The sequence below is a fragment of the Caballeronia sp. NCF2 genome (assembly GCF_023631205.1).
GTDB classification, from domain to species: Bacteria; Pseudomonadota; Gammaproteobacteria; order Burkholderiales; family Burkholderiaceae; genus Caballeronia; species Caballeronia zhejiangensis.
In genome coordinates this window covers 33,801-56,938 of sequence record NZ_JALQDN010000070.1, presented here as the reverse complement: position 1 = coordinate 56,938, position 23,138 = coordinate 33,801, and the positions used below count along the sequence as shown (strand labels likewise).

The window sequence follows — 23,138 nt, the reverse complement described above, 5'->3', positions numbered from 1 at the left end:
CACGCGAGAAGCGGCGACGCATGCACGCGTGCGCCGATGTGCGCGGCTGGATCGCATGTCCCGCGCGATCAGTCAGACCGGCCGGGGCATTAGCGTAAACCCGTGCATTCTAACCAGATAGTTAAATTTCTGCATAGTTCGCACGAATGCAGCACGGCGCAGGCTCACACGTCGTGCTCGGTCGCGAACGCTTGTCCTTCTTGTTCGAGCCACGCGCGAAACAGCACGATCAGATCGTGCCCCGCTTTCTCATCGGCGACATACGTGCAATAGCTTCGCGACGGCAAACGCGGCCCGTCGAATGGCGCGACGAGACGGCCTGACGCGAGATCGTCGGCGACGAGCGCGGTCGGGCCCATTGCGATGCCCATGCCATCGACAGCGGCCTGCAAGGTCAGATAGAAGTGATCGAAGGTGAGCACCGCCGCTGGCGTGAGCGCTGCGATGCCCGCCTGCGCGAGCCAATCCGGCCAGACGCGCGGCAAGCTCGACGTGTGCAGCAGCGTGTGCCGCCGCAAGTCTTCAGGCGTCTGCAAAGGAAGACGCTTGGACAGCGTGGGGCTGCACACCGGCAGACGTTCCTCTTCGAGAAAGCGCCGCATCACGTAACCGTAAAACGTGTCGGGGCCGCCGCGAATCACGATGTCGTATGTGTCCTTCAGGCTTTCTACCGGTTCGTTCGATGTCTCTATCCTGACTTCCACATCGGGATGACGCGCGCGAAATTGTTCGAGCCTCGGCACGAGCCAGCGCAACGTGAAGGTAGCGGGCGCATTCACGGTGAGCGTGCGCGACACGGCCTCGGACAAGCCATAGCGCGCCGTGGCCTGCGAGAGCCGATCGAAGAGCGGACCGATTTGCGCGAGATAAACGCGCGCCGCCGGGGTCAACACCACACGCCGGTTATGACGCTCGAACAGGGGTGCGCCGAGCCACGCTTCGAGCAAACGCACTTGCTGGCTGATCGCCCCGTGCGTGACATGCAGCTCGGCTGCGGCTTCCTTGAAGCTACCGAGTCGCCCAGCGGCTTCGAAAGCGCGCAACGCATTGAGTGAAGGCAATGCCGGTCTCATTCGCAAGAGCTTTTCTAAAGCGACGATGCAATTTATATGGTTTGTGGGCGGCTCACAAGATAGTTATTCTAGTAACTATCCGTCATATAACCGACATAAGAAAGCATGTTCACCTACACCGGCGGTGTCGTTCTCTTGGCAGCCGTGCTCCATGCAAGCTGGAACGCGATGCTCCATGGCAACCGCGACCGGTTCCTCTCGATGACGTGGATGAGCATCGCGATCGGCGCCGTGTCCGCGATCGTCGTCTTCTATCTGCCGATGCCCGCGAAAGCCGCGTGGCCCTACATCGTCGCGTCGGGGCTCGTGCATATCGTCTACAACGTGAGCCTCGTGCGCTCGTATCGGCGCGGCGATCTCGCGCAGGCTTATCCGATCGCGCGCGGATCGTCGCCGATGCTCGTCACGCTCGGCGCGGCCATCTTCGCGCACGAGGCGATCGGCCCGCTGCATGCGCTCGGGATCGTGCTGATCTCGGGCGGCATCATCGCGCTTGCATTGCAGGGCGGCCGCGTATCGCGCGCGGGCGTGCTCGCCGCGTTGACGACGGGCGTGACCATCGCGATCTACACGGTGATCGACGGCATCGGCGTGCGTCTGTCCGATGGCGAAGCGCTCACCTACACCGCGTGGATGTTCATGTTCTATTGGTTCATGCCGATGATTTTCGTCGCGAAACGCGGGCCCGCGGCGCTATGGACGCCCGTGAAGCGAGCGCCGATGGCCGTGGGTTCGTCGCTCGCGGGCGGCCTCGTGTCGATCGCGGCTTACGGCATCGTGATCTGGGCGATGCAATCCGGCGCGATGGGCACGGTCTCCGCGTTGCGCGAAACGAGCGTCGTGTTCGCGGCGCTCATCGGGCGCGTGTTCCTTCAGGAAGCCGTCAGCGCGAGGCGCTGGCTCGCCTGCGTGGTGGTCGCGGTCGGGGCGGTTTGCCTGGGGCTCTGACCGCTCTGCGTCATTTCGTCCGTAAGGCACATCTCGCGAACTGAGGGAAAAGCCGGCCTTTGATCGGCGAATCGGGATTGCGGAAGGTTCGATAAATTGCTCATCGTGGCATTGGGCCCGATGGCGAATACCGAATCGAGAAGAACCTTGCAACCCGTACACGAATGGCACACGGCGCCTCTGCCCGCCGACGAAGCGAAGCGGCTCCAGTTGCTGCACAGTCTCGACCTGCTCGACACGCCACAGGAAGAAGTGTTCGACCGCGTAACGCGCGTCGTCGCCGAGCTGTTGCAGGTGCCGATCGCGCTGGTATCGCTCGTCGATGAACATCGGCAATGGTTCAAGTCGCGTGTCGGACTCGATGTATGCGAAACCGCGCGCGACGTGTCGTTCTGCGCGCACGCGCTTCACTCCGAACGTCTGCTGCTCGTCGAGGACGCTCACGCGGATGCGCGCTTCGCCGGCAATCCGCTCGTCAGGGGCGCGCCACACATCCGCTTCTATGCGGGCGTGCCGTTGCGCTCGTCCAGAGGTCTCGTGCTCGGCACGCTTTGCGCGATCGACACGAAGCCGCGCAAACTCACGGCAAGCACGCAGGCCGCGCTGTGCGATCTCGCGGCGACCGTCGAGCGCGAGATCGTGCAGCGCGAAGCCGCGCGCGAAACGCGTGAGATTCAGGAAGCCGACCGCCGCAAGCTGCGCCTGTCCGAGACGCGCTTTCATACGATCTTCGAACAGACGCCGACGGGCAAGGCTATCGTCGATCTGGAGGGCCGCTTCGTCGAAGTGAATCCGAAGCTGTGCGAAATCACCGGTTATAGCGCCGATGAACTCGTCACGATGACCTTTCAGCAGATCACCGACGAAGCGGATCTGTCGGCCGATCTGCAACTCGTCGCGGAACTGCTCGACGGCACGAGCAAGACGTATACGCTGGAAAAACGATATCGCCGCCGTAACGGCGAGCCGGTTTGGGTCGAGCTTTCCGTCGCGTTGATTCGCGACGAACGCGGCGAGCCGCTGCATTTCGTGAGCGTCGCGCACGACATCTCGAGCCGCAAATACAGCGAACAGGTGTTGCGCGATTATCGGCAGGAACTGGAACGCCGCGTGCTCGAACGCACGCGCGAGCTCACCAGCAATCGCGCCGCGCTGCAGACGATCACGGACAATCTGCCCGTTCTCATCGCACACGTCGATGCTGACCTGCGCTATCGCTTCAACAATCAGGTGTATCGCGAGGTGTTCGGCGTCGAGCCTTCGGCGTTGCGTGGCAAGACTGTGCGCGACACGATCGGCGCGTCGACCTTCGAGCGCTGTCTGCCTTACTTTCGCCGCGTGCTCGCCGGCGAACGCGTGACGCACGAGGACATCGTCTATGAAGGCGCGCCGAGCCGCGTCTGGAACGCGACGTATATTCCCGAGTTTCAGCGCGAGGAAATTGCCGGTTTCTACATCATGTCGCAGGACATCACCGAGACCAAGCGGCGCGAAAATCAGATGCGCTCCGAAGTCATGCTCGACGCGCTCACGGGCCTGCCGAACCGGCGCGCGCTCGCCGAGCAACTCGCGCTTTCCGTCGATGCCGCCCGCGATGACGCCGTGCCTTTCGCGCTCTTCTTCATGGACCTTGACGGCTTCAAGAGCATCAACGATCAGCACGGTCACGACGTCGGCGACGCGCTGTTGATACAGGTGGCCGCGCGCCTGAAAAAGACGACGCGCGCGGGCGATCTCGTCTGCCGCCTCGCCGGCGATGAATTCGTGCTGCTGGCGCGCGGGATTTCGTCATCGAGTGCATGCAGCCGCATCGCGCAGGACATTTGCCGCGCGATCGGACGGCCGTTCGAACTCGGCCGCGTCGAAGCGCATCTCGGCACGAGCGTCGGCATCGCGATGTGCGCGGGCGGCTTCGACACGTCCGCCGAAGCGATGCTCGGCGACGCGGATCGCGCGATGTACGAAGCGAAGCGCAAGGGACGCAACGGCTTTCGCTTCGCATCCGTCGCGGCGGACGTCGCGCCGACGATCAACAACTATCTCGATGCCGACCGCCGCAGCGCCGTGCATCACTGACTTCCACGATATGCAATGAAGGTCCGTTTCACGAAAACGCGCGCTGCATGGCAGCATGCCGCGAGTTGCATATCGGAGAATGGGCTTTCTCATCATGGGAACCCGTAACTAGAGCATTGATTTACTTCGATAAATATTTGCTTCGCGGCCTCACGCCTCGTCGCTGGCCGCGTCCCTTTCTTCGCTAACCTCTTATACAAGAGGCGCACGTTCGCCAATGCGAACCGCCCGGTGCTTTCCAATCAAGCTGGAGAAACGCGATGCAGAATGTCTATGTCGAACCGATGCCGAAGGGCCAGTGGGGACCGATCGACGGTTACGCGCTCGAATTCCCTGACGGTACGAGAATGACGCAGCAGAGTTATCGTTCGGAGCGGCTCGCCGTCGATGAGATCAAGCTGCGCGGCTATGCGCCGATGGTCGCGAAGGTACGCGTAACCGATAAGACCGTCGACGAACACTGGGAAGCCGTCGAATAAGATCGTCAGCGCGCTTCGCGTCCCGCGCGAAGCGCTTCCCTTTCCTTTCCGATCCGCGCGGGTTTTCAGTTCTTCTTCTTGCTCGGACGCCAGCTATCGTCGGCGGTCATCGCGGGCTTCACCGCCGGAGCGATGGCCGCGACCTTCTGAAATTCCTTCGTGTCGGTTTTCGCTCGTGCGGCGGGCGCAGCAGGCGGCGCCGCGCGCGTCTGACGCTGCTTCGGCTCGGTCCTGGATACGCGGCCTTTCGCTGCTTCAGCGCACGCGCGCTCGGACTTGCGCGAACATGCAGAAGCCGACTTCGATACGGGTTTCGCTTTCGATGTCTTGACCGATTGCTTCGCGCCGTGCGTCGACGGTTTTTTTGCGATCGAGCGTTCGGGAATCACGCTCTGCCGCGTGCTGTCCTTGCTCGATGCCGTGACAGGAATCAGTGGCGACGCAGCTTCCGCTGACGGACGCGCGGCGGAGCGCAGCGGGCCGTCCACGATTCTGTCCGCCGAATCGATATTGATGGCGGCGATCGGCGCGGCCTTCGTCTCGATCGGACGGACCGTGCCTGCGACGGCCACAGGCAGCGTTCCCGCGCGCGGTGTCGATCCGTGCTGCTCGAAGTAAGCACGCGCGAGAAAACACGCACCGAGCACGACGGCGGCCATGACGACCGTTGCGAGTATCGAATGCGATGGACGCCCCGTCGCAAGCACGGCAGCGCCATTGGCGATGGAGGCAGGCGCAGGCGCGGGTAAACGCGCTTCGTATGTTCTCGAACGCGCCGGCCATCGCACGCGGGCCACTTCGCCCTGTGGCGCAAACTGGCGCGTCACGCCTCGCGCCGCCTCGACTGCCCGCAGAGCTGTCTCCGCGCCCCTCGTCAGCACGGCCCCGTGGCGGTCGGCGCCGCAAAACGGGCACACGCTTTCTTCTACTGATGAAAGGGTTTCACATCGGGGGCAGATGACGAAATAAAGCGAGCCATCGCCTCGCTGTTCCATTGTCACACTCCATCCGAATCAGTTCGGAAGGCCGATCGACAATCAGCGATCGTCCGGTCGCAAGTAATACATACGAATTACCGTAGCACACCGGGCATTGTTTCGGAAGCACAAACAACCCCTTTTGAACAGGGTCATTTGTCAGTCGAATAGCGGCTTTCGCTCCGCTACGTCTAATCAATGACTAATCAGCACTCGGAACTTTACTAATGATTAATCATGCGCGTGGCAAATGCGGCGCCGTCTGTGCGATCTGGTCGAGTTCATCGCGCACCGCATCGACGACACACGCATCACGCAGAGAAACATCTGCCGCATGAATCGCTTCGAGACGCCGCCGCACGGCGCCGTACTGCGCACCCGCACGGCGATGCAATTCCGCACGCTCGCTATAGCGCAAAAACGTCTGCAACGAGGCGAGCACGGCGGCGCTCAGACTCGTCATCCCGATCAGGACGTGCACATCCGGCGACACCGCCGTCGCTACGAGCGATAAAAACGCGGACGTGCCCGTCGCCGCCGTGATGCCGATGACCGCAAGCCCGAGCCGTCTGCCGCAGCGCGTCAGCCGGTCGGCCATCGTGTAATGACGAATCTGCGACTCGCGCGCGCGCCGGATCCACGCCAGCACGAGCGTCGACATGTCTCGGGGCGGTTGATATGAGGTTTCGGTCATGTTCTAAGCACTCTACGAACAGACTTCATCCTCCCGGCTAATCAGGACATTTACCGTCCCGATGGCGCTTGAATCATCTTCCAGCCATTGCCCGCGGGATCGCGAAAACCGGCATCGACGCTGCCGTAGCGATCGACCGGTTCCTGCGTGAACTCCACGCCGCTCGCCTTCAGCCGCTCGTAAGTCGCGCGGCAGTCCGCGACGGACAGCACGAGCGGCGGCATCGCGCCCTTTGCGACCATCGCGCGCAGCGTTTGCGCGGTCGCATCGTCGTGGATCGGCGCGCCCGGCGCGAACAGGCCGAGCTGAAACGACGGCTGATCCGAATGCTGCACCGTGAGCCATCGATACGTGCCGTTGCGCACGTCGGTATGAACCCGAAAACCGAGCTTGTCGACGTAAAACGCAAGCGCTTCGTCCTGATCGTCGACATAGATGCCCACCACGCCGATGCCCTGATTCATGTGACCTCCTTCGTTGAAGATGGCCGCACTGTACCTTTCGCACCGCGCCGCCGCTTCTCCAAAACTGCGATCGTGAGATCGGGTCGTTGCGCGGCCTTCAGCACGCACGCGGGCACGCGATCGAGCGCGTCGACGCCGGCGCGCGCTTGCACGCGCATCGCGCTCGGACTGTGGCCAGTGATATCGCGAAAGATGCGGCCGAACGTTCCGAGACTTTCCCAGCCGGTGACGAAGGCAATATCCGTGATGGCGAGCTCGGTGTCGCGCAACAGCGTGACGGCCTGCTCGATGCGCCGCGTCAGCAGATAGCGATGCGGCGGAACGCCGAACGCGCGCTTGAACGATCGCGCGAAATGCGCTTCGGAGACCCCGCTGACTTCGGCCAGACGGCTGACCGGCCAGTCCTCGTGCGAACACGCGTCCATGCGATCTTTGACGCGCAACAGACGCCGCAACAATGCCGGATCTTGCAACGCATCGGCGGTGGCGGGTTTGCGAGTCGGCATGGCGTTCGGGGTGCGGAAAACGAGCGGCTAGTGTAGCCCGGCGCGCACAAAGAAAAACGTCGTGCAGAGGCTATCCGCACGACGCAAAAGTCGCTCATTCCCTGAGAAGAAAGAGCTAGAGGAGATGGAAAGTATCTTAGCCCGCGTCCCCGATGCGCGATGTGCCGGAAAGCGGCCGTTTTGCGGCCCAATTCGCGCAATCGGTCTTGCATCACAACAACGGCAGCGTGAGACGGATGTGTTCCGCGAACGCCGATGTCAACATCGAAGGACGCTCGCGCGCGAACTTCAGCGATATGCCGACGCCCGGCAAGGCCGGCAGCCCGGCATCCGCGTTCAGCACGCACAGATCGGCGGGCACGGCGGTCTGCGTGATGACCGCGAACGCCTGCCCCGAGCGCACCAGCGCCGTGAGCCCCGCGAGACTGCTGCTCGCGTACGCGATGCGATACGCCCTGCCCGCGCGCTGCAAGGCTTCGCATGCGGCGATGTGATCGAGCGTGTCCGGATCGGAGAGCGCGAGCGGCAACGGATCGTAATGCGCGGAATCCATCCCCGGACAGCCGATCCAGACCAGTTGCTGGCGCCGGATGACCTCGCCGCCGGGTTTGTCTTCGGGAAGCGAGAGCATCGCGAGATCGAGTGCGCGCTTTTTCAGTTGCTCGGCGAGCCGGGGCGTCGGCCCGCACACGACTTCCACCAGCGCGTGCGGATGCTGACTCGAAAATTGCCGCAGCAGGCTCGGCAAGAACACGGCGGCGTAATCGTCCGGACAGCCGAAGCGGATGCTGCCCGACAAGCCTTTTCCGCACAGATCGGCCATCGCCTCGTCGTGCAGACGCAGGATGCGCTGTGCGTGAACCAGCAGGCGCTCGCCGGGATTCGTCAGCACGACGCCGCGTCCGGTGCGCTGAAAAAGCGGCTGATCGACGATATCCTCGAGCCGCTTCATCTGCTGGCTCAGCGCCGATTGCGTCCGTCCGATGCGCTCGGCCGCGCGACTCAGCGCGCGCACTTCCGCGATGACGGCAAACGAGCGCAACAACTCGATTTCCAGTGACAGGCTCAAGGTATTAGCGCCTCTTCTATCTCGCATTAGAACGATTTGATTCTATAAAACCTGAGCGTTGTCTACACTGCAGATTGTTTCCTATCCCGCCAGGAGAAGCACGGTGTCCCTGAACAACGACGCAACTTTCTGGCGCAACGCCAGACAGCACCTCATCCGCTACGGCGGCACGTTCGAGCCGATGATCATCGAGCGCGCGCAAGGCAGCTTCGTCTACGATGCCGATGGCCGCGCCATCCTCGATTTCACCTCCGGACAAATGAGCGCCGTGCTTGGCCACAGCCATCCCGAGATCGTGTCGGTGATCGGCGAATATGCGGGCAAGCTGGATCATCTCTTTAGCGGGATGCTGTCGCGTCCCGTCGTCGATCTCGCGACGCGTCTCGCCGATATCACGCCCGCCGGTCTCGATCGCGCGCTCTTGCTGAGCACCGGCGCCGAATCGAACGAGGCCGCGATCCGCATGGCGAAGCTCGTCACCGGAAAATACGAAGTCGTCGGCTTTGCGCAGTCGTGGCACGGCATGACGGGTCACGCGGCGTCCGCAACGTACAGCGCGGGGCGCAAGGGCGTCGGTCCCGCGGCGGTCGGGTCATTCGCGATTCCCGCGCCGTTCCCATATCGCGCGCGCTTCGAGCACAACGGCCGATACGACTGGCTCGCGGAACTCGACTACGCATTCGATCTCATCGACCGGCAGTCGAGCGGCAATCTCGCCGCGTTCATCGCGGAACCGATTCTGAGCTCTGGCGGCATCATCGAACTGCCGGAAGGCTACATGGCGGCGCTAAAGCGCAAGTGCGAAGAGCGCGGCATGCTGCTGATTCTCGACGAAGCGCAAACCGGCATCGGCCGGACGGGCACCATGTTCGCGTGCCAGCGCGACGGCGTCACGCCCGACATCCTCACGCTATCGAAGACGCTCGGCGCGGGCTTGCCGCTCGCGGCCGTCGTCACATCGGCGGAAATCGAAGAGAAGGCGCATGCGCTCGGCTATCTGTTCTACACGACGCACGTATCCGATCCGCTGCCCGCCGCCGTCGGCCTGCGCGTGCTGGATGTGGTCGAACGCGATGGCCTCGTCGCGCGCGCGAACGTGATGAGCGCGCGCCTGCAACGCGGCCTGCTCGATTTGATGGAGCGCTTCGACTGCATCGGCGACGTGCGCGGCCGCGGCTTGCTGCTCGGCGTGGAGATCGTCAAGGATCGCCGCACGAAGGAACCCGCCGATGGTCTCGGCGCGAAGATCACGCGCGAATGCATGAATCTCGGCCTGAGCATGAACATCGTGCAATTGCCGGGCATGGGGGGCGTGTTCCGCATCGCGCCGCCGCTGACCGTGAGCGAGGAAGAGATCGACCTCGGGCTCAATCTGCTCGGCAAGGCTATCGAGCGTTCGTTGTAGGCATCGTCAGCGCAGGCCGGCGCGCAGATCGCGCACGCCGCGTCCCAAGCGCTGACGTAAAAGCGTTCGCAAAGTCGCGCCGTCTTCGTAGCCGACTTCGGCGGCGATCGCTCCGAGATCGAGTCCGCTGCCGTGCAGAAGCGATTGCGCGCGTTCGACGCGCAAGTCCTGAAAGTACGCCAGCGGCGATTTGCCGAGCACTTCCTGGCATCGGCGCTGAAGCGAGCGCGTGCTCGTCGCCAGCGCGTTCGCCGCGTGCTGCAGCGAAAATCCTTCCTTCAGATGGTCGCGCGCCCAGCGCTCGAAACGCTGGATCAGCGGATCTGCCTGCGCGAGTTGGTTCGGGATGATGTACGGCGCCTGCGACGTGCGGATATCGGCGAGCAGAAAGCGCGACACGAGCGCGGCCAGCTCGGGGCTCGACTTGCGCACGAGCCACAGCGCGAGATCGAGATGCCCCATCGCGGCGCCGGCCGTCACGCCGATATCGGTCGGCACGAGCACCCGCGATTCGTCGAGCAGAACATGCGGATAGCGTTGCCTGAAAAGCGGCGCGAGCGACCACGTCGATGTCGCCTGCCGATGATCGAGCAATCCTGCTTCCGCGAGCAGAAACGTCCCGATGCAGGACGCCCCGATCGATACGCCTTGCGCGCGCCACTTCTGCAATTGCCGCACGGCGTCCTTGACGTCGGCGCGTTCCAGTGCGGGCAGCAGCAGTTCCGGCGTCGTCGCGGCGAGCGCCGGAACGATAACCCAGTCCGGCGTCAAATCGGGCGTGACGGGTTCCACCGGAATCGCGAAGCCGTGACCCGAACGCACGCGCTTGCGCACGCCAACAGTGGATACATCGAAGCGCGGGGATCCGCCCATCGTGCGCGCGGCCAACCCGTTCGCGGCTCTGAGCGTGTCGAGCGTCACGGCGAGGCCGGTATCGAAGAGACCATCGAGAGCGAGTATCGCGATGTGCATGGCGCAAATGACCCAGAAGTTGTCATTTGCGACGATACCGATCTTTCGTCCAGGCGGCTACGTTAAACGAGGAACAAAAAAAATGCGTCGTGCCGACCAGCCTCGGCACGACGCCTTTTGCTTGAGAGCCGTCAACGTCGCATGAGGCCCATTACCAGCGTCACGAGGAAAATCACGAGGAATATGAAGAACAGGATCTTCGCGATGCCCGCCGCGCCCGCCGCGATACCGCCGAATCCGAGCGCGGCAGCGATGATCGCGATGATGAAAAAGACCAACGCGTAATACAACATGATGTTATCTCCCTCTCGTCCGAGTACGCCGCGCGCCCCATGTGCGCGGAGTTCTCTAGCGTAAGCAAGCAGTATTCCTTACCGGATGGAGCATCGTTTTCTGCCGTGCTATCCTTGGCCTCGTCCTGCATACGCCATCAAACCCGCATCGCGCTGCGAGCGCGGATCACGCGTTTTTTACATTGCCGTCAAGAAGACCCGTTACCTGCCGTTAATCAAAAAAAAGGGGACGTGTATTTGAAACGGCGTGTCGAACGCTCGTTCGCGCGCTGCTTCGCGTTATCGAATGGTCATGCATTACGGGCACCATTCCAGCGAAGCAATCCCTGCAAACAGGGCCATGCTCGCATGGTTGACGATCTGCGGTTCAAGGTCGATCGCTTCGCCATCTTGAGCATCAAGACATGCGCGCGGGCATCCCACCACCGAAGCACGATAAGAGACACACGTTCGGATGCCATTCCTCCGACGATTGCTTTAGGGCGCCGCGCGTGCGGGCCCATTGGACAGAATTGATGAAACCGGCAAGGAATTCGCTGCGGTCACGCGTTGGCCGATATATCGCTTATGGTGTGATCGCGGCCGCGCTCGTGACGGGCGCGGGCTTTCTGCATTGGCGCCATGAAGTGCGGGCCGCGCAATCGCAGACGGCGGCGCTGACGGGCGTCGCCAGTCAGATGCGCCATGACGCATCGCCGTGGACGCATCGCGAGAAAGACGCATCGGAAATGCTGACCGATATTCGCGCGAAGAATGTCGCGACGATCGGCGTGAGTCCCGACGCGATTCTCGTCTCCACGACGAAGGGCGAGAAGTATTACGTGGCCGATCATAACGGCGCGTTCTCCAACGCATTGCTGCTCGGCGATATGAAGCCCGACGCGGCCTCGCCGTATCAACTCGTATGGCTGCCCGACGCCAACGTGCGCACGGGCATTGCGCGCTGGAGCGAGATGTTCGACCGTTCGCGCGACGCGCTGAGTCTCTTGCTGCCGCTCCTGATGATCGGCGGCCTTCTCTGGTTCATGCGCCGCGAAATGCGCGGCGGCGCGCAATTGCTCGGCGAATCGCCGACGCTGCGTTTCGATGACGTCATCGGCGCGGGCGAAGCGAAAGCCGCGCTCAACGACGTGCGCGCGTGGCTCACCGAGCCCGCGCAATTCACCGGCATGGGCGTGCGCGCGCCGTGCGGCATCCTGATGACGGGCGGACCGGGCGTCGGCAAGACGCGGCTCGCGCAGGCGCTCGCGGGCGAATGCGGCGCGAACTTCATCGCGATCACGGGCAGTTATTTCAGCGCGAAGTACTACGGCGTCGGCATTCAGAAGGTGAAGCATCTGTTCGAGCTCGCGCGCAAGAATGCGCCGACCGTCATCTTCATCGACGAAGCCGATGGCCTCGGCAAGCGCACCGATACCGGCGGCGGCCCGGTCGAAGCGGAAAGCAATCGCATCATCAATCAACTGCTCGCGGAGATGGACGGCTTCGCATCGAACGAAGGCGTCATCATCGTCGCGGCGACGAATCATCCCGACAATCTCGATGAAGCGCTGCGTCGTCCCGGCCGTTTCGATCGCACGGTGCAAGTGCGTTTGCCGGGCGTCGAAGATCGCGCGGACATCCTGCGTTTCTACGCGGACAGCTTGAAGACGAAGCGCGACGACATCGACTTCGATCAGCTCGCACGTCTGACGACGGGCCTCTCGCCCGCCACGCTGTCGATGATCGTCAATCAGGCAGGACTCGTCGCGCGCAAGGCGGGCGAACGTGAAGTATCGGCGGCGCATTTCCTCGAAGCGATCAAGATCGCGCGCATCGGCGATGTGAACGGCGCGGAACGCGCGCTATCGGATGACGAACGCACGCGCATCGCGGTGCATGAAGCGGGTCACGGCCTCGTTGCGGCGCTGCTCGGCACCGGCGTGCTCGAAGAAGTGACGATCCTGCCGCGCGGCGGCGCTCTGGGCGTCGCGCTCATCACGAAGATGCAGGACAAGCATCTGTATCGCGAAACCGAATTGCGCAACGAGATTCAGGTGCTGCTCGGCGGGCGCAACGCGGAACTGCTCATGTTCAAGGAAGCATCGAGCGGCGCGGCATCGGATCTTCAGGAGGCGTCGCGCATCAGCCTCGATATGGTGTCGAAGTTCGGCTTCAACGAGGAAGGCAATCTGTTCAGCCTCGCGGCGTTGCCGCAGCAGTATGCGGGCTTGCAGCTCAAGAATTCGATCGGTCATGCGAACGCGTTGCTGCACGATCTGAGCGACGAATGCTTCGCCCTGCTGCAAGCCAACGAGCCGGTGTTGCGCGCGATCGCCGATGAATTGCTCGAATCGGAAACCGTGCCGGGCGAGACGGTTTATCGCCTGATCCGCGAGCATGCGGCGGCTGTCGCGAATGTCGAGGCGGCCAACGAAGTGCTGGCCGCCTGAGCGGTTACTTCTTCACGCGAGCCGTCGCAAATCGAACGGCGTCTCGCGCAGGCGCTTGCCGGTCAGCGTGAACACGGCATTGGCAACGGCCGGCGCAACCGACGGGCTCGACAACTCGCCTACGCCGCCAGGCTTCGCCGGATCGCCCTGCATGATGCGTATGTCGATGTCGGGCATGTCGCTCATACGCATCACGCGATACGCATCGAAATTGGTCTGCTGAACCTGGCCGTGCCGAATGTCGATGCGGTCGGCGAGTGCGTGTCCGAGTCCCCACATCAAGCCGCCGTATAGCTGCTCTTCCACACCGCCGGGCGACACCGCGAGCCCGCAGTCGGCCACGCACGTGAGCTTCTCGATCACGATACCGTCATCCTTGCGCGAGACGCGCGCGATCACCGCGACATAACTGCCGTACGCGCGATTCGTCGCAACGCCGAGCGCGGTGCCGCGCGGCAACGGCTTGCCCCAGCCGGCCCGCATCGCGGCCTCGCGCAATACCGCGACTTGGCGCGCGTCCTTCATATGCGCGATGCGAAAGTCCACCGCATCGCGATGTCCCTTATGCGCGGCTTCATCCATGAACGATTCGACCGCGAACACGTTCGGGATATAACTCACCGCGCGATACCAGCCCGTTGGCACGCCCGTTTCATGACGCACCCAGCCGATATCCACATTCGGCGCGCCATACGCGAACTCGAACTTGCTGATTGCTTCCGTGGTGCTGTAGTCCATGCGATCGGGACGATCGAAATAGCCCGGCTCCCATTGTTCCGGCGATGCCGGCATCACCGCGCGCAGTTGCAGCGCCGAAAGATTGCCGCGTGCATCGAGCGTGGCCTTTGCGCGATGATGACTCGCCGAGTGATAGAAGAGCGCGCGCATTTCGTCCTCGCGGCTGTTCATCAGCTTGACGGGCTTGCCGGTTTGCAACGCGAGCCATGTGACTTCGAAGAGCCAGTACTTCGATTCGCGCGCACCGAAGCTGCCGCCCGAAACCAGTTCATGCAGCACGACACGATCGGCCGGAATGCCGCCGATGACTTGCGCCGCCTCCTGCGCCGTCGACGGAACTTGCAAGCCGCCCCAATACGCAATGCCGCCGTCCTTCGACCACGCCGTCACGTTGATGGGTTCGAGCGGATTCGCGGCCTTGTACGGCATCGAATAAGACGCCTGAATCACGCGCGCGCCATGCTTGAGGATGGCATCGGCGTCGCCGTTCGTGATGGTCGGCACGACGCGCGCAGCGGGATCGTCGAGCCATGCAGCCTGGCGCGCAGGCATATCGCGGCTATCGAAGTTTTCGAACGGACTATCTTCCCATTCGACGCGCAATGCGGCTTGTCCCTTGTGCGCAGACCAGTAGTCGTCGGCGAGAATGGCGACGCCCGCCTGATTGCCGCCGAGCACATCGGGACGTCCGGGTATCGGCAGCACTTGCCGCACGCCGGGCACGGCGAGCGCCTCTTTCGCATCGACGCTGCGCACGCGCGCGTCGATGACGGGCGCACGCGTCACGACCGCGACGAGCATGCCGGGCAAACGCACGTCGATGCCATACGCGAACGCGCCGCATACCTTCTGCGCCGCGTCGCGCTTCTTGCTCAGCTTGCCGATGTACCTGAATTGCGATGCGTCTTTCAACGGCACGTCTTTTGGCGCGGGCAAGCTCGCGGCGATGACGGCAAGCGATCCATAGCTGGCACGCGCGCCGCTCGCGTTGTCGATCACGAAGCCGTTATCGGTCGAGCACGTTGACGGCGATACCTTCCATTGTTTCGCGGCGGCTTCGATCAGCATGGCACGCGCAGTCGCGCCCGCGCGCCGCAAGCGATCGTATTCCAGCGAGACGCTCGTGCTTCCGCCCGTGGAAAACACCTTCCACAAGGGATGAATGTAATCGGCATAGAAAGGATTCTCGGGCGTGATGACGTCGATGCTAAACGGATCGACATCCAGCTCTTCGGCGACGAGCGCGGCGAGCGCGGTGCGCGTGCCCGTGCCCGAATCGTGCTTGTGGACGACGAGCTTGATCGTGTCGTCGGGCAGCACGCGCACCCATGCGTTCGGCTCGAATTCGCCGTCACGCGGAAGAGCATCGCCGTTCTTCGCCAACGCATCGGGCAATCGAAATCCAACGGATAGTCCCGCTGCCAGCAGCGCCGAACTCTGCTTGATGAAACGACGGCGCGCTGCGTGATGTTCGATACGCATTCAGACCTCCGCCGCCGCGCGCTTGATGGCCTTGCGGATGCGCGCATACGTTCCGCAGCGGCAGATGTTGCCGGACATCGCAGCGGCGATGGCGTCATCGCTCACGGACGGTTTGCCCTTCAGAAACGCCGCTGCCTGCATCAACTGTCCCGACTGACAATAGCCGCATTGCGGCACGTCTTCCGCAACCCACGCGCGCTGCAACGGATGCGTGCCGTCCCTGGAAACACCTTCGATGGTCGTGATGCGCCTGCCCGCCACGGCCGCTATCGGCAGCAGGCACGAACGCACGGCCTCGCCATCGAGATGCACCGTGCATGCGCCGCAAAAGCCCCCGCCACAGCCGAATTTCGTGCCCGTCAAACCGATGCGATCGCGCAGCACCCACAACAGCGGCATGTCTTCCGGTACATTGTCGAGCGAGTGCCGCGCGTCATTGACGACGATTTCGATCATGCGCTGTCTCCTGAATGTCGTTCGAGCTTGCGGCCATTATCGGAAGCCGTCATGCAAGAACGCCAGCGACGATTTCTTTGATCACCCGTAAGCCTGGCTAACACCCATGTTGAAGCGCTACCCTTCGATCCAGTCGATGCAGGCCTTCTTGCAGGCGGCGCGCGCCGGCAGCTTTTCGAGCGCGGCGCGTCAGTTGTCGCTCACGCATAGCGCGATCAGCCAGCAGATCCGCACGCTCGAAGAGTTCGTCGGCCAGCCGCTGTTCGTGCGCGAAGGCGCGCGCGTCGTGCTCACCGATGCCGGCGCGCTCTTCGCGAATCAGCTAGGCGATGGCTTCGAGCAGATCGATCGCGCGTTGTCGTCGGTGAAGGAGCGCGCGGTGAAGCAGTCGATTACGCTCGACGTCGATCCGGAGCTTGCGCAAAGCTGGCTCGTCGCGCGCCTGCCCGCGTTGCTCGGCGCATTGACGGGCGCGTCGCTGACGATGCTTTCCGCGCCACGTCATGACCGCAGCGCGTTCGAACGCGTCGATCTCGCGCTGCGTTACGGCTATGGCGAATGGGACGGCTTCGAGAACGCGCTCATCTGCGGCGACCGTCTCACGGTCATGGGCTCGCCCGCATTGTTGAGCGCGCGCGGACTCAGCGTGCCGCTCGCGCCGGAACAAGTGCTCGCGCTGCCCTTGCTCGGCTACACCAAGCGCTCGTGGATTCCGTGGCTCGCCGCGGCGGGCCTGCCGGAAGCGGAGCCGCACGCAGTCGCCGTCTTTGACAACGCTGCGGGGCTGATCGCCGCCGCGAGCGCGGGCGTCGGCGTGGGACTTGCGCGCGGCCTGCTCGCCGCCGACGCGCAACGCGACGGCAAGCTCGTCGAACTCACACGCGTCGAGATTCCGACGCACTACAACCTCTACGCCGTGTGGCCGCGCGAGAAGTCGGCACGCGTTGCGCCGCTCGTCGATGCGATACGCGAGCTCGTCGCGCAAACGGTCAACGCGCGCGATCCGGACTGACGACTTCGCGCACGGTATCGAGAAACCGCGCCAGCACCGGCGACGGCGTGTCCGCGCGATAACGCGCATGAAGCGAGACTTCGGGCGCGGGCGCTGCGAGCGGCACGAATGCCACGCCGCCGCCCGACAGCTGTTGCGCCGATGCCGGCAGCAGCGCAATGCCGAGCCCTTCGCGCAACAGACATAGCAGCGTATGCAGTTCGACGACTTCCTGCTCGATGCGCGGCGTGAATCCCGCTTCGACGCAACAGTCGCGCAGAAACCGCGCGAGTTGCGATTGCAGCAGACCAAACGACAGAAAGCGCTCGGCTTCGAGATCACGCAGCGCGATATCCGCGCGTGAAGCGAGCGGATGCGCGAGCGGCAATGCGACCACGGCAGACTCGCGCAACACGACTTCGCTGACGATCTCCGGATCTTCGTGCGACACGCGAAAGAAGCACACGTCGAGCCGCCGCTCTTTCAGCGCCTGAATCTGCGCGGCGGGCGTCATCTCGTGAAGCGTCCATCTGACTTGCGGATGCTTGCGCGCGAACTCGCCGAGCGCGCGTGGAATCGGCTCGACCATCGCCGAGCTGATGACGCCGATCTCGAGACTTCCCACTTCGCCACGTCCCGCGCAACGCGTGAGATCGATCGCGCGCTCGAACTGCGCGAAGATCAGCGGCGCCTGTTCTTTCAGTGTTTTCCCTGCCTCGGTGAGTTCGACGCGATGTTGCGAGCGCAAGAAAAGCGCAGTGCCCATTTCCTCTTCAAGGATGCGGATCTGCTGACTCAGGGGCGGCTGCGAAATGTGCAGGCGCGCGGCTGCGCGGCCGAAATGGAGTTCATCGGCGAGCACCGCGAAGTACCGCAAAAGCCGCATGTCCATATCGCTAACGTATCAAGATCGTGGTCAAAAAATATTGTACAGAGCGCGCATAACTTGTGAGACTGCATCGCAAGCAGCAGTGCACGTCAGTGTGACACTCGATGCCGGCGAGGGGAAGGCGCATCAACGCGTCTTGCAAAAGGCCGCATGGGCAAGCTCGCAAGAGCTCTTGTTCCATCGACGCGCCTGCCCGCGATCCGGCGACTGGACACGCCAGTTCCCCTCAAGGAGATCGAGACCCATGATCATCGACACAAGCTGTTATCCGACCAATCTCGTCGACCTCGCCTGGCGCCATGACGGCGAACCCTTTTCGGGCGAGCGTCTGATCGAGGTGATGGACGGCCCGTACATCATCAACGGCAAGCCGCGTCGCATCGACAAGGCATTCATCCAACCGCCGCAAGGCAACACCATCTATACGTGGACCGATGGCGTGAGAAGCGGCCGCGAGTCGATCGACGACTACATGGCGTACACCGTCGAGATGACGCAGAAGTATCCCGACCGCCTGCTCGGCTGCTTCGTCTATAACCCGCGCTGCGGCCCCGAGAACGGCGCCGACGCAATCGAGTTCTACGCGAAGGAACACGGCTTCAGGATGGTGCAGTTGCAGGCCAACATGCACGCGTATCGGCCGGACCGCGCGCTCGACTGGCTGCGTCCCGCGTTGCGCAATTGCGCGGACCTCGGGCTCATCGTGAAGCTGCATACCGGCGACGGACCGTACAGCATTCCGAGCGAATGGTATCCGCTGATCCGCGAGTTTCCGTCGGTGCCGTTCATCATGGCGCACTTCGGCGTGCAGACCGGCGGCGTGTATTGCTTCGAGCCTTATCAGATGGCGCTCGATACGCCGAACGTCTATTGCGAATCGAGCTGGTGCCTGCAATCGCGCATCGTCGAATTCGCGAAGGTATTGCCGACGCACAAGATTCTCTATGGCTCCGACACGCCGCCCAACGAACCGGGCATGTGGCTGCGCCTGCTCGAAGTGCTGTGTCACGAACCGCCGCAAGGCCTCAATCTCGACGAAGACACGCTCGAGGATTATCTCGGCAACAACCTCGCGCGCATGCTCGGCATCGAACCGAGCGCGCCGCCCAAAAGCGTCGAAGAAGCGCAAGCCAATCTCGACCAATACAAAGAAGCTGACTACGCAGGAGCGCGCTGATGATCATCGATACCCATCTGCATCCGACCAATCTCGTCGACGAAGCCTGGCGGCACACGGGCGAGCCGTTCACCGGCGAACGCCTTCTCAAGATGATGGACGGTCCGTACATCATCAACGGCAAGCCGCGCCGCATCGACATGGGTTTCATCCAGCCGCCGCCGGGAAACACCGGCTATCGCGACGGCAACCGGCGCGGGCGCGAAGGCATTCGCGATTACATGTCGTATATCGCGGAGCTGACGCAGAAGTATCCCGATCGTTTCATCGGCAACTTCACGTATAACCCGCGCTGGGGTCCGGAAAACGGCGCGGCGGAACTCGAATTTCACGTCAAGGAATACGGCTTCAAGATGCTCAAGCTGCACGCGAACATGCATGGCTATCGGCCGGATCGCGCGCTCGACTGGCTGCGCCCTGCGATGAAGAAATGCGCCGAGTTGGGCGTCGTCGTGCTGATTCACACAGGCGATGGACCGTACACGATTCCCACGCAGTTCTATCCGATCATCCGCGAATTCCCGATGGTGAATTTCATCATCGGTCACTTCGGGATCCAGACGGGCGGCAATTACTCGTTCGAAGCCTTCTGGATGGCGATGGATACGCCCAACGTGTATTGCGAATCGGGCTGGTGCTATCAGTCGCGCATCGTGGAGTTCGCGCGCGAGTTGCCGCGCAACAAGATCGTGTTCGGCACCGATTCGCCGCCGAACGAGCCGGGCATGTGGCTGCGCGAACTGGAGATGCTGTGCGGTCCCGCGCCGCAAGGCATGGACCTCGATGAGGACGGTCTCGAAGACTACATGGGCAATAACATCGCGCGACTGGTGGGCATCGAGCCGACCAAACCGCCGAAGGACCTTGCCGAAGCGGAGAAACGGTTGAAGGCCACGTATGTAAAGAACGACGAAGTCGCGCAGACGGCCTGATGTCATGCGGGCGCGGTCGCTCACGCGCCCTTCTTTCTCTCGACGGAGCTCACGATGGCCGATAACCTCTTTCGCGCCACGCAGGACTTTCATTGCTTTGCGCACGCCTATCGCGAGCAATATCCCCACGATGTGCTGACGCTCACGCAACAGTTGTCCGCCGATCAGGACGTCAGCGCGATCGTCGCCGCGCTTGCCGCGCGCGGGCAGCATCCGATGCTCGTATGCGAGCACGTCGAAGGTATCGCAACGCCTTTGGCGACCAACTTCTTCGCATCGCGCGAGCGTATCGCCCGTCTGTTCGATGTCGATGCGCGCGGCCTCTTCGACGCCTATCAGCAACGCGCGAATGCACCGATCGCGCCGCTGCATGTCGCGCGCGGTCCCGTGCTCGATGAAGTCGTCGAAGCCGACGCGGTCGATCTCGCGCATGTGCCGATGATTCGCCACTTCGCCACCGATCGCGGCGCGTACATCACGAACGCGGTAATCGTCGCCGAAGATCCGGTGACCGGCATCGCGAACATGAGCTATCACCGTTCGATGCTTCATGCGAGGAACGCGCTCGCAACGAGCCTGCATTCGCGCGGTCATCTGTGGCGCATGTTGCAGACGGCGAAGGCGCGCGGCGACACGCTCAAGGTTGCGATGGTCATCGGCGCGCATCCGTTGTTCATGCTCGCGGCGGCATCGCGCGTGCCGTTCGGCACAGACGAGCGCGCCATCGCCGGCGGACTGTTCGGCGCACCGCTCGAACTGGTACGCACGCCGCGTTATGGCATTGGCGTGCCGGCGGCCGCGGAGTTCGTGCTCGAAGGCACGATCGATCCCGATGCGCGCGCCGATGAAGGTCCGTTCGGCGAGTTCACCGGCTATTCGTCGGACCGTTCGACCAACAACGTTATGCGCGTCGATACGATGATGCGCCGCCGCGATGCATGGCTCGTCGATGTCGTCGGTGGTCCGTATGCCGAGCATCTCACGCTCGCTCGTCTGCCGCGCGAAGCGGAAATGAGCGAGAAGCTGAAGGCGCGTTTCCCAGCGGTCACTGCGCTGCATTACCCGAACTCCGGCACGCATTTTCATTGCTATGTGGCGCTGAATCAGACGCGCGATGGCGAAGCGCGTCAGATCATGCTCGCGTTGCTGGGCTGGGATCCGTATCTCAAACATGTCGTCGCCGTCGATGGCGATATCGACATAACCGACGACTCGCAAGTGCTCTGGGCGATCGCGGCACATGCGCAACCGCATGACGATGTGTTCATCGTCGGCGGATTGCCGGGCAGCCCGCTCGATCCTTCTTCGTCCGTCGAAGGCACCACATCGCGCATGGGCATCGACGCGACGCGCGGCTCGCATTTCGACGGCATACGTGCGCGCATCGGCGAAGATGCGATGCAACGTGCAGCCGCCATTTTGAAAGGAGCCGCACGATGAGCACGCGGCGCATCGCGGTCGGTATCAGCGGCGCATCGGGCTTCACGTACGGCGTGCGCCTTCTGGAATTGCTGCGCGAACTCGACATCGAAACGCATGTGACGATCTCGCGCAGCGCGCTTCTGACGATGCAGCAAGAGACCGAACACAAGCTCGCCGATGTCAACGCGCTCGCGAGCTTCACCTATCGATGCGATGACATGGCCGCCGCCATTTCGAGCGGTTCGTTCAGCACGCTCGGCATGATCGTCGCGCCGTGCTCGATGAAGACGCTCGCCGAAATCGCCGGCGGACTTTCATCGAGCCTCATCTCGCGCGCCGCCGACGTCACGCTCAAGGAGCGACGCCCGCTCGTGCTGCTGGCACGCGAAACGCCGTACACGCTGGCCCATCTGCGCAACATGATCGCCGCCACCGAAATGGGCGGCATCGTCGCGCCGCCGGTGCCCGCATTCTACGCGCGCCCTGCTTCGCTCGACGAGATGATCGATCACACGCTCGGCCGCGTGCTGGATCTCTTCGGCCTCGACTGCAACGTGGTTCGACGCTGGAAAGAACATAAAGCTGACTGACTCAAAGGAGACAAGCAATGACTCACATCCATACGACTCATAACGCGTTCCAGAAGATTCCGGTCACGGTGCTGACCGGCTTTCTCGGCGCGGGCAAAACCACGCTGCTCAACTACATCCTCCGCGAAAAGCATGGACACAAGATCGCGGTGATCGAGAACGAGTTCGGCGAAGTCGGCATAGACGGCGGGCTCGTGCTCGAATCGACCGAAGAGATCTACGAGATGACGAACGGATGCGTATGCTGCGTCGGCGCAGTGCGCGAAGACCTCGTGCGCATCGTGAGGATGCTGGTGGAGCGGCCCGAGCGGCTCGATCACATCATCGTCGAGACGAGCGGGCTCGCCGATCCGTATCCTGTCGCGCAGACCTTCTTCATCGACGATCCGATTGCGCAACGCGTGACCCTCGATGCCGTCGTGACGATGGTCGATGCAAAGCATATCGCCGCGCATCTGGACGATCTCGTGCTCGACGGCCGCGACAACCAGGCGGTCGATCAGATCGTGTGTGCGGATCGTATCGTCGTCAACAAGGTGGACCTCGTGACGGCGCAGGACATCGCTTCATTGAAAGAGCGGCTGCGCGGGCTCAACGCAACGGCTGAAATCGTCGAATCGAGTTTTGCGCAGATCGATCTGCGCGCGATTCTCGGCGTGGGCGCGAACGAGTTCGCGCAGCAGCTCGTCGAAGCGGACGACGATCACGATGACCACCACGACGATCATCACCACGACGAAAGCGTGAGCTCGGTAGGCATCGAAGTCGATGCCGATATCGAACTCGACGCGCTGCAAGCGTGGCTCGCCGAACTGCGCGCATCGGATGCGACGAACCTCTTTCGCATGAAGGGCATCTTCGCCGTGAAAGGACAGCCGTATCGCTACGTGCTGCAAGGCGTGCACGACATCATCGAATTGCGCGCGGCGCAGGCGTGGGGCTATGAGCCGCGTTCGAGCCGAATCGTGTTCATCGGACGCGAACTCGACCGCGCCGCGCTGACCGAGCGCTTTCATGCCTGCCTTGCGGTGCCTGTCGCGGCCTGACGAACGCAGCCGCCGATAACGATAATC

The 23,138-nt window shown here is 62.9% G+C and carries 22 protein-coding genes; 11 read left to right on the top strand and 11 right to left on the bottom strand.

Annotation, left to right across the window (positions count from 1 at the left end):
- Window positions 1–164: 164 nt before the first annotated feature.
- Window positions 165–1,073 (bottom strand): transcriptional regulator GcvA, encoded by a 909-nt coding sequence (gcvA, locus tag NCS02_RS28525; RefSeq protein ID WP_250520254.1) that lies wholly within the window; start codon window positions 1,071–1,073, stop codon window positions 165–167.
- Between the two features lie 105 nt (window positions 1,074–1,178).
- Here gcvA and NCS02_RS28520 point away from each other — a divergent pair, with 105 nt between their 5' ends.
- The 3 genes from NCS02_RS28520 to NCS02_RS28510 all read left to right on the top strand — a co-directional run bounded on the left by NCS02_RS28520 (window position 1,179) and on the right by NCS02_RS28510 (window position 4,576).
- On the top strand, window positions 1,179–2,021 hold the full coding sequence (locus NCS02_RS28520) for an EamA family transporter (protein WP_008346337.1): 843 nt from the start codon (window positions 1,179–1,181) through the stop codon (window positions 2,019–2,021).
- Window positions 2,022–2,168: 147 nt separating this feature from the next.
- Window positions 2,169–4,097 carry a bifunctional diguanylate cyclase/phosphodiesterase gene (locus tag NCS02_RS28515; protein WP_250458783.1) on the top strand — a complete coding sequence of 643 codons (1,929 nt, stop codon included), beginning with the start codon at window positions 2,169–2,171 and terminating at the stop codon, window positions 4,095–4,097.
- Between the two features lie 260 nt (window positions 4,098–4,357).
- Window positions 4,358–4,576, top strand: a complete 219-nt coding sequence (locus NCS02_RS28510) for a hypothetical protein (protein ID WP_008346335.1) — start codon at window positions 4,358–4,360, stop codon at window positions 4,574–4,576.
- Window positions 4,577–4,641: 65 nt separating this feature from the next.
- Here the strand turns inward: NCS02_RS28510 and NCS02_RS28505 are convergent, their stop codons facing one another.
- The 5 genes from NCS02_RS28505 to NCS02_RS28485 form a co-directional block, all read right to left on the bottom strand.
- Entirely contained in the window at window positions 4,642–5,403 is a 762-nt protein-coding gene (locus NCS02_RS28505; protein ID WP_250520253.1) for a hypothetical protein, read from the bottom strand.
- A gap of 385 nt (window positions 5,404–5,788) precedes the next feature.
- Window positions 5,789–6,247, bottom strand: coding sequence for an SLATT domain-containing protein (locus tag NCS02_RS28500; RefSeq protein ID WP_250441362.1), 459 nt, complete (start codon window positions 6,245–6,247; stop codon window positions 5,789–5,791).
- 50 nt (window positions 6,248–6,297) lie between these two features.
- A complete protein-coding gene (locus NCS02_RS28495; protein WP_250520252.1) occupies window positions 6,298–6,711 on the bottom strand; it encodes a VOC family protein in 414 nt (137 codons plus the stop codon).
- Window positions 6,708–7,217 (bottom strand): helix-turn-helix domain-containing protein, encoded by a 510-nt coding sequence (locus tag NCS02_RS28490; protein WP_250520251.1) that lies wholly within the window; start codon window positions 7,215–7,217, stop codon window positions 6,708–6,710. The genes NCS02_RS28495 and NCS02_RS28490 overlap by 4 nt, the downstream gene beginning before the upstream one ends.
- A 211-nt stretch (window positions 7,218–7,428) precedes the next feature.
- Complete coding sequence (locus tag NCS02_RS28485) at window positions 7,429–8,313, bottom strand: LysR family transcriptional regulator (RefSeq protein ID WP_250437588.1); 885 nt, start codon at window positions 8,311–8,313, stop codon at window positions 7,429–7,431.
- A gap of 76 nt (window positions 8,314–8,389) precedes the next feature.
- Between NCS02_RS28485 and NCS02_RS28480 the strand changes: the two genes are divergently transcribed.
- Complete coding sequence (locus NCS02_RS28480) at window positions 8,390–9,691, top strand: aspartate aminotransferase family protein (protein ID WP_250520250.1); 1,302 nt, start codon at window positions 8,390–8,392, stop codon at window positions 9,689–9,691.
- A 6-nt stretch (window positions 9,692–9,697) separates the two neighbouring features.
- On the opposite strand, the gene NCS02_RS28475 is transcribed toward NCS02_RS28480, so the two are convergent.
- Together NCS02_RS28475 and NCS02_RS28470 are read right to left on the bottom strand one after the other, a co-directional pair.
- Entirely contained in the window at window positions 9,698–10,663 is a 966-nt protein-coding gene (locus tag NCS02_RS28475) for a GlxA family transcriptional regulator (protein WP_250520249.1), read from the bottom strand.
- 131 nt (window positions 10,664–10,794) lie between these two features.
- On the bottom strand, window positions 10,795–10,956 hold the full coding sequence (locus NCS02_RS28470; protein ID WP_008346326.1) for a DUF1328 family protein: 162 nt from the start codon (window positions 10,954–10,956) through the stop codon (window positions 10,795–10,797).
- A gap of 515 nt (window positions 10,957–11,471) precedes the next feature.
- On the opposite strand from NCS02_RS28470, the gene NCS02_RS28465 reads away from it, so the two are divergent.
- Window positions 11,472–13,388 carry an AAA family ATPase gene (locus NCS02_RS28465; RefSeq protein WP_250520248.1) on the top strand — a complete coding sequence of 639 codons (1,917 nt, stop codon included), beginning with the start codon at window positions 11,472–11,474 and terminating at the stop codon, window positions 13,386–13,388.
- A 12-nt stretch (window positions 13,389–13,400) separates the two neighbouring features.
- On the opposite strand, the gene NCS02_RS28460 is transcribed toward NCS02_RS28465, so the two are convergent.
- Together NCS02_RS28460 and NCS02_RS28455 are read right to left on the bottom strand one after the other, a co-directional pair.
- Entirely contained in the window at window positions 13,401–15,608 is a 2,208-nt protein-coding gene (locus tag NCS02_RS28460) for a xanthine dehydrogenase family protein molybdopterin-binding subunit (protein WP_250520247.1), read from the bottom strand.
- On the bottom strand, window positions 15,609–16,064 hold the full coding sequence (locus NCS02_RS28455) for a (2Fe-2S)-binding protein (RefSeq protein WP_250503846.1): 456 nt from the start codon (window positions 16,062–16,064) through the stop codon (window positions 15,609–15,611).
- A 106-nt stretch (window positions 16,065–16,170) separates the two neighbouring features.
- Here NCS02_RS28455 and NCS02_RS28450 point away from each other — a divergent pair, with 106 nt between their 5' ends.
- On the top strand, window positions 16,171–17,076 hold the full coding sequence (locus NCS02_RS28450) for a LysR substrate-binding domain-containing protein (protein ID WP_250437585.1): 906 nt from the start codon (window positions 16,171–16,173) through the stop codon (window positions 17,074–17,076).
- Here NCS02_RS28450 and NCS02_RS28445 read toward each other — a convergent pair.
- Window positions 17,054–17,947, bottom strand: a complete 894-nt coding sequence (locus tag NCS02_RS28445) for a LysR substrate-binding domain-containing protein (RefSeq protein WP_175980242.1) — start codon at window positions 17,945–17,947, stop codon at window positions 17,054–17,056. The genes NCS02_RS28450 and NCS02_RS28445 overlap by 23 nt on opposite strands.
- A gap of 241 nt (window positions 17,948–18,188) precedes the next feature.
- Between NCS02_RS28445 and NCS02_RS28440 the strand changes: the two genes are divergently transcribed.
- The 5 genes from NCS02_RS28440 to NCS02_RS28420 are packed head-to-tail and all read left to right on the top strand — an operon-like array spanning window position 18,189 to window position 23,111.
- Window positions 18,189–19,121 carry an amidohydrolase family protein gene (locus NCS02_RS28440; protein ID WP_250520245.1) on the top strand — a complete coding sequence of 311 codons (933 nt, stop codon included), beginning with the start codon at window positions 18,189–18,191 and terminating at the stop codon, window positions 19,119–19,121.
- A complete protein-coding gene (locus tag NCS02_RS28435; protein ID WP_175980244.1) occupies window positions 19,121–20,053 on the top strand; it encodes an amidohydrolase family protein in 933 nt (310 codons plus the stop codon). Before NCS02_RS28440 ends, NCS02_RS28435 begins: the two co-directional genes overlap by 1 nt.
- A gap of 54 nt (window positions 20,054–20,107) precedes the next feature.
- A complete protein-coding gene (locus NCS02_RS28430) occupies window positions 20,108–21,493 on the top strand; it encodes a UbiD family decarboxylase (RefSeq protein ID WP_250520244.1) in 1,386 nt (461 codons plus the stop codon).
- Window positions 21,490–22,065 (top strand): UbiX family flavin prenyltransferase, encoded by a 576-nt coding sequence (locus NCS02_RS28425; protein WP_250520243.1) that lies wholly within the window; start codon window positions 21,490–21,492, stop codon window positions 22,063–22,065. Before NCS02_RS28430 ends, NCS02_RS28425 begins: the two co-directional genes overlap by 4 nt.
- 17 nt (window positions 22,066–22,082) lie before the next feature.
- Window positions 22,083–23,111 carry a CobW family GTP-binding protein gene (locus NCS02_RS28420; RefSeq protein WP_175980247.1) on the top strand — a complete coding sequence of 343 codons (1,029 nt, stop codon included), beginning with the start codon at window positions 22,083–22,085 and terminating at the stop codon, window positions 23,109–23,111.
- Window positions 23,112–23,138: the final 27 nt, after the last annotated feature.

Coding starts and splice junctions, on each gene's coding strand:
- gcvA (WP_250520254.1), bottom strand. CDS start 1,073: ATGAGACCGGCATTGCCTTCACTCAATGCGTTGCGCGCTTTCGAAGCC.
- NCS02_RS28520 (WP_008346337.1), top strand. CDS start 1,179: ATGTTCACCTACACCGGCGGTGTCGTTCTCTTGGCAGCCGTGCTCCAT.
- NCS02_RS28510 (WP_008346335.1), top strand. CDS start 4,358: ATGCAGAATGTCTATGTCGAACCGATGCCGAAGGGCCAGTGGGGACCG.
- NCS02_RS28500 (WP_250441362.1), bottom strand. CDS start 6,247: ATGACCGAAACCTCATATCAACCGCCCCGAGACATGTCGACGCTCGTG.
- NCS02_RS28495 (WP_250520252.1), bottom strand. CDS start 6,711: ATGAATCAGGGCATCGGCGTGGTGGGCATCTATGTCGACGATCAGGAC.
- NCS02_RS28490 (WP_250520251.1), bottom strand. CDS start 7,217: ATGCCGACTCGCAAACCCGCCACCGCCGATGCGTTGCAAGATCCGGCA.
- NCS02_RS28485 (WP_250437588.1), bottom strand. CDS start 8,313: ATGCGAGATAGAAGAGGCGCTAATACCTTGAGCCTGTCACTGGAAATC.
- NCS02_RS28475 (WP_250520249.1), bottom strand. CDS start 10,663: ATGCACATCGCGATACTCGCTCTCGATGGTCTCTTCGATACCGGCCTC.
- NCS02_RS28470 (WP_008346326.1), bottom strand. CDS start 10,956: ATGTTGTATTACGCGTTGGTCTTTTTCATCATCGCGATCATCGCTGCC.
- NCS02_RS28465 (WP_250520248.1), top strand. CDS start 11,472: ATGAAACCGGCAAGGAATTCGCTGCGGTCACGCGTTGGCCGATATATC.
- NCS02_RS28460 (WP_250520247.1), bottom strand. CDS start 15,608: ATGCGTATCGAACATCACGCAGCGCGCCGTCGTTTCATCAAGCAGAGT.
- NCS02_RS28455 (WP_250503846.1), bottom strand. CDS start 16,064: ATGATCGAAATCGTCGTCAATGACGCGCGGCACTCGCTCGACAATGTA.
- NCS02_RS28450 (WP_250437585.1), top strand. CDS start 16,171: ATGTTGAAGCGCTACCCTTCGATCCAGTCGATGCAGGCCTTCTTGCAG.
- NCS02_RS28445 (WP_175980242.1), bottom strand. CDS start 17,947: ATGGACATGCGGCTTTTGCGGTACTTCGCGGTGCTCGCCGATGAACTC.
- NCS02_RS28440 (WP_250520245.1), top strand. CDS start 18,189: ATGATCATCGACACAAGCTGTTATCCGACCAATCTCGTCGACCTCGCC.
- NCS02_RS28435 (WP_175980244.1), top strand. CDS start 19,121: ATGATCATCGATACCCATCTGCATCCGACCAATCTCGTCGACGAAGCC.
- NCS02_RS28430 (WP_250520244.1), top strand. CDS start 20,108: ATGGCCGATAACCTCTTTCGCGCCACGCAGGACTTTCATTGCTTTGCG.
- NCS02_RS28425 (WP_250520243.1), top strand. CDS start 21,490: ATGAGCACGCGGCGCATCGCGGTCGGTATCAGCGGCGCATCGGGCTTC.
- NCS02_RS28420 (WP_175980247.1), top strand. CDS start 22,083: ATGACTCACATCCATACGACTCATAACGCGTTCCAGAAGATTCCGGTC.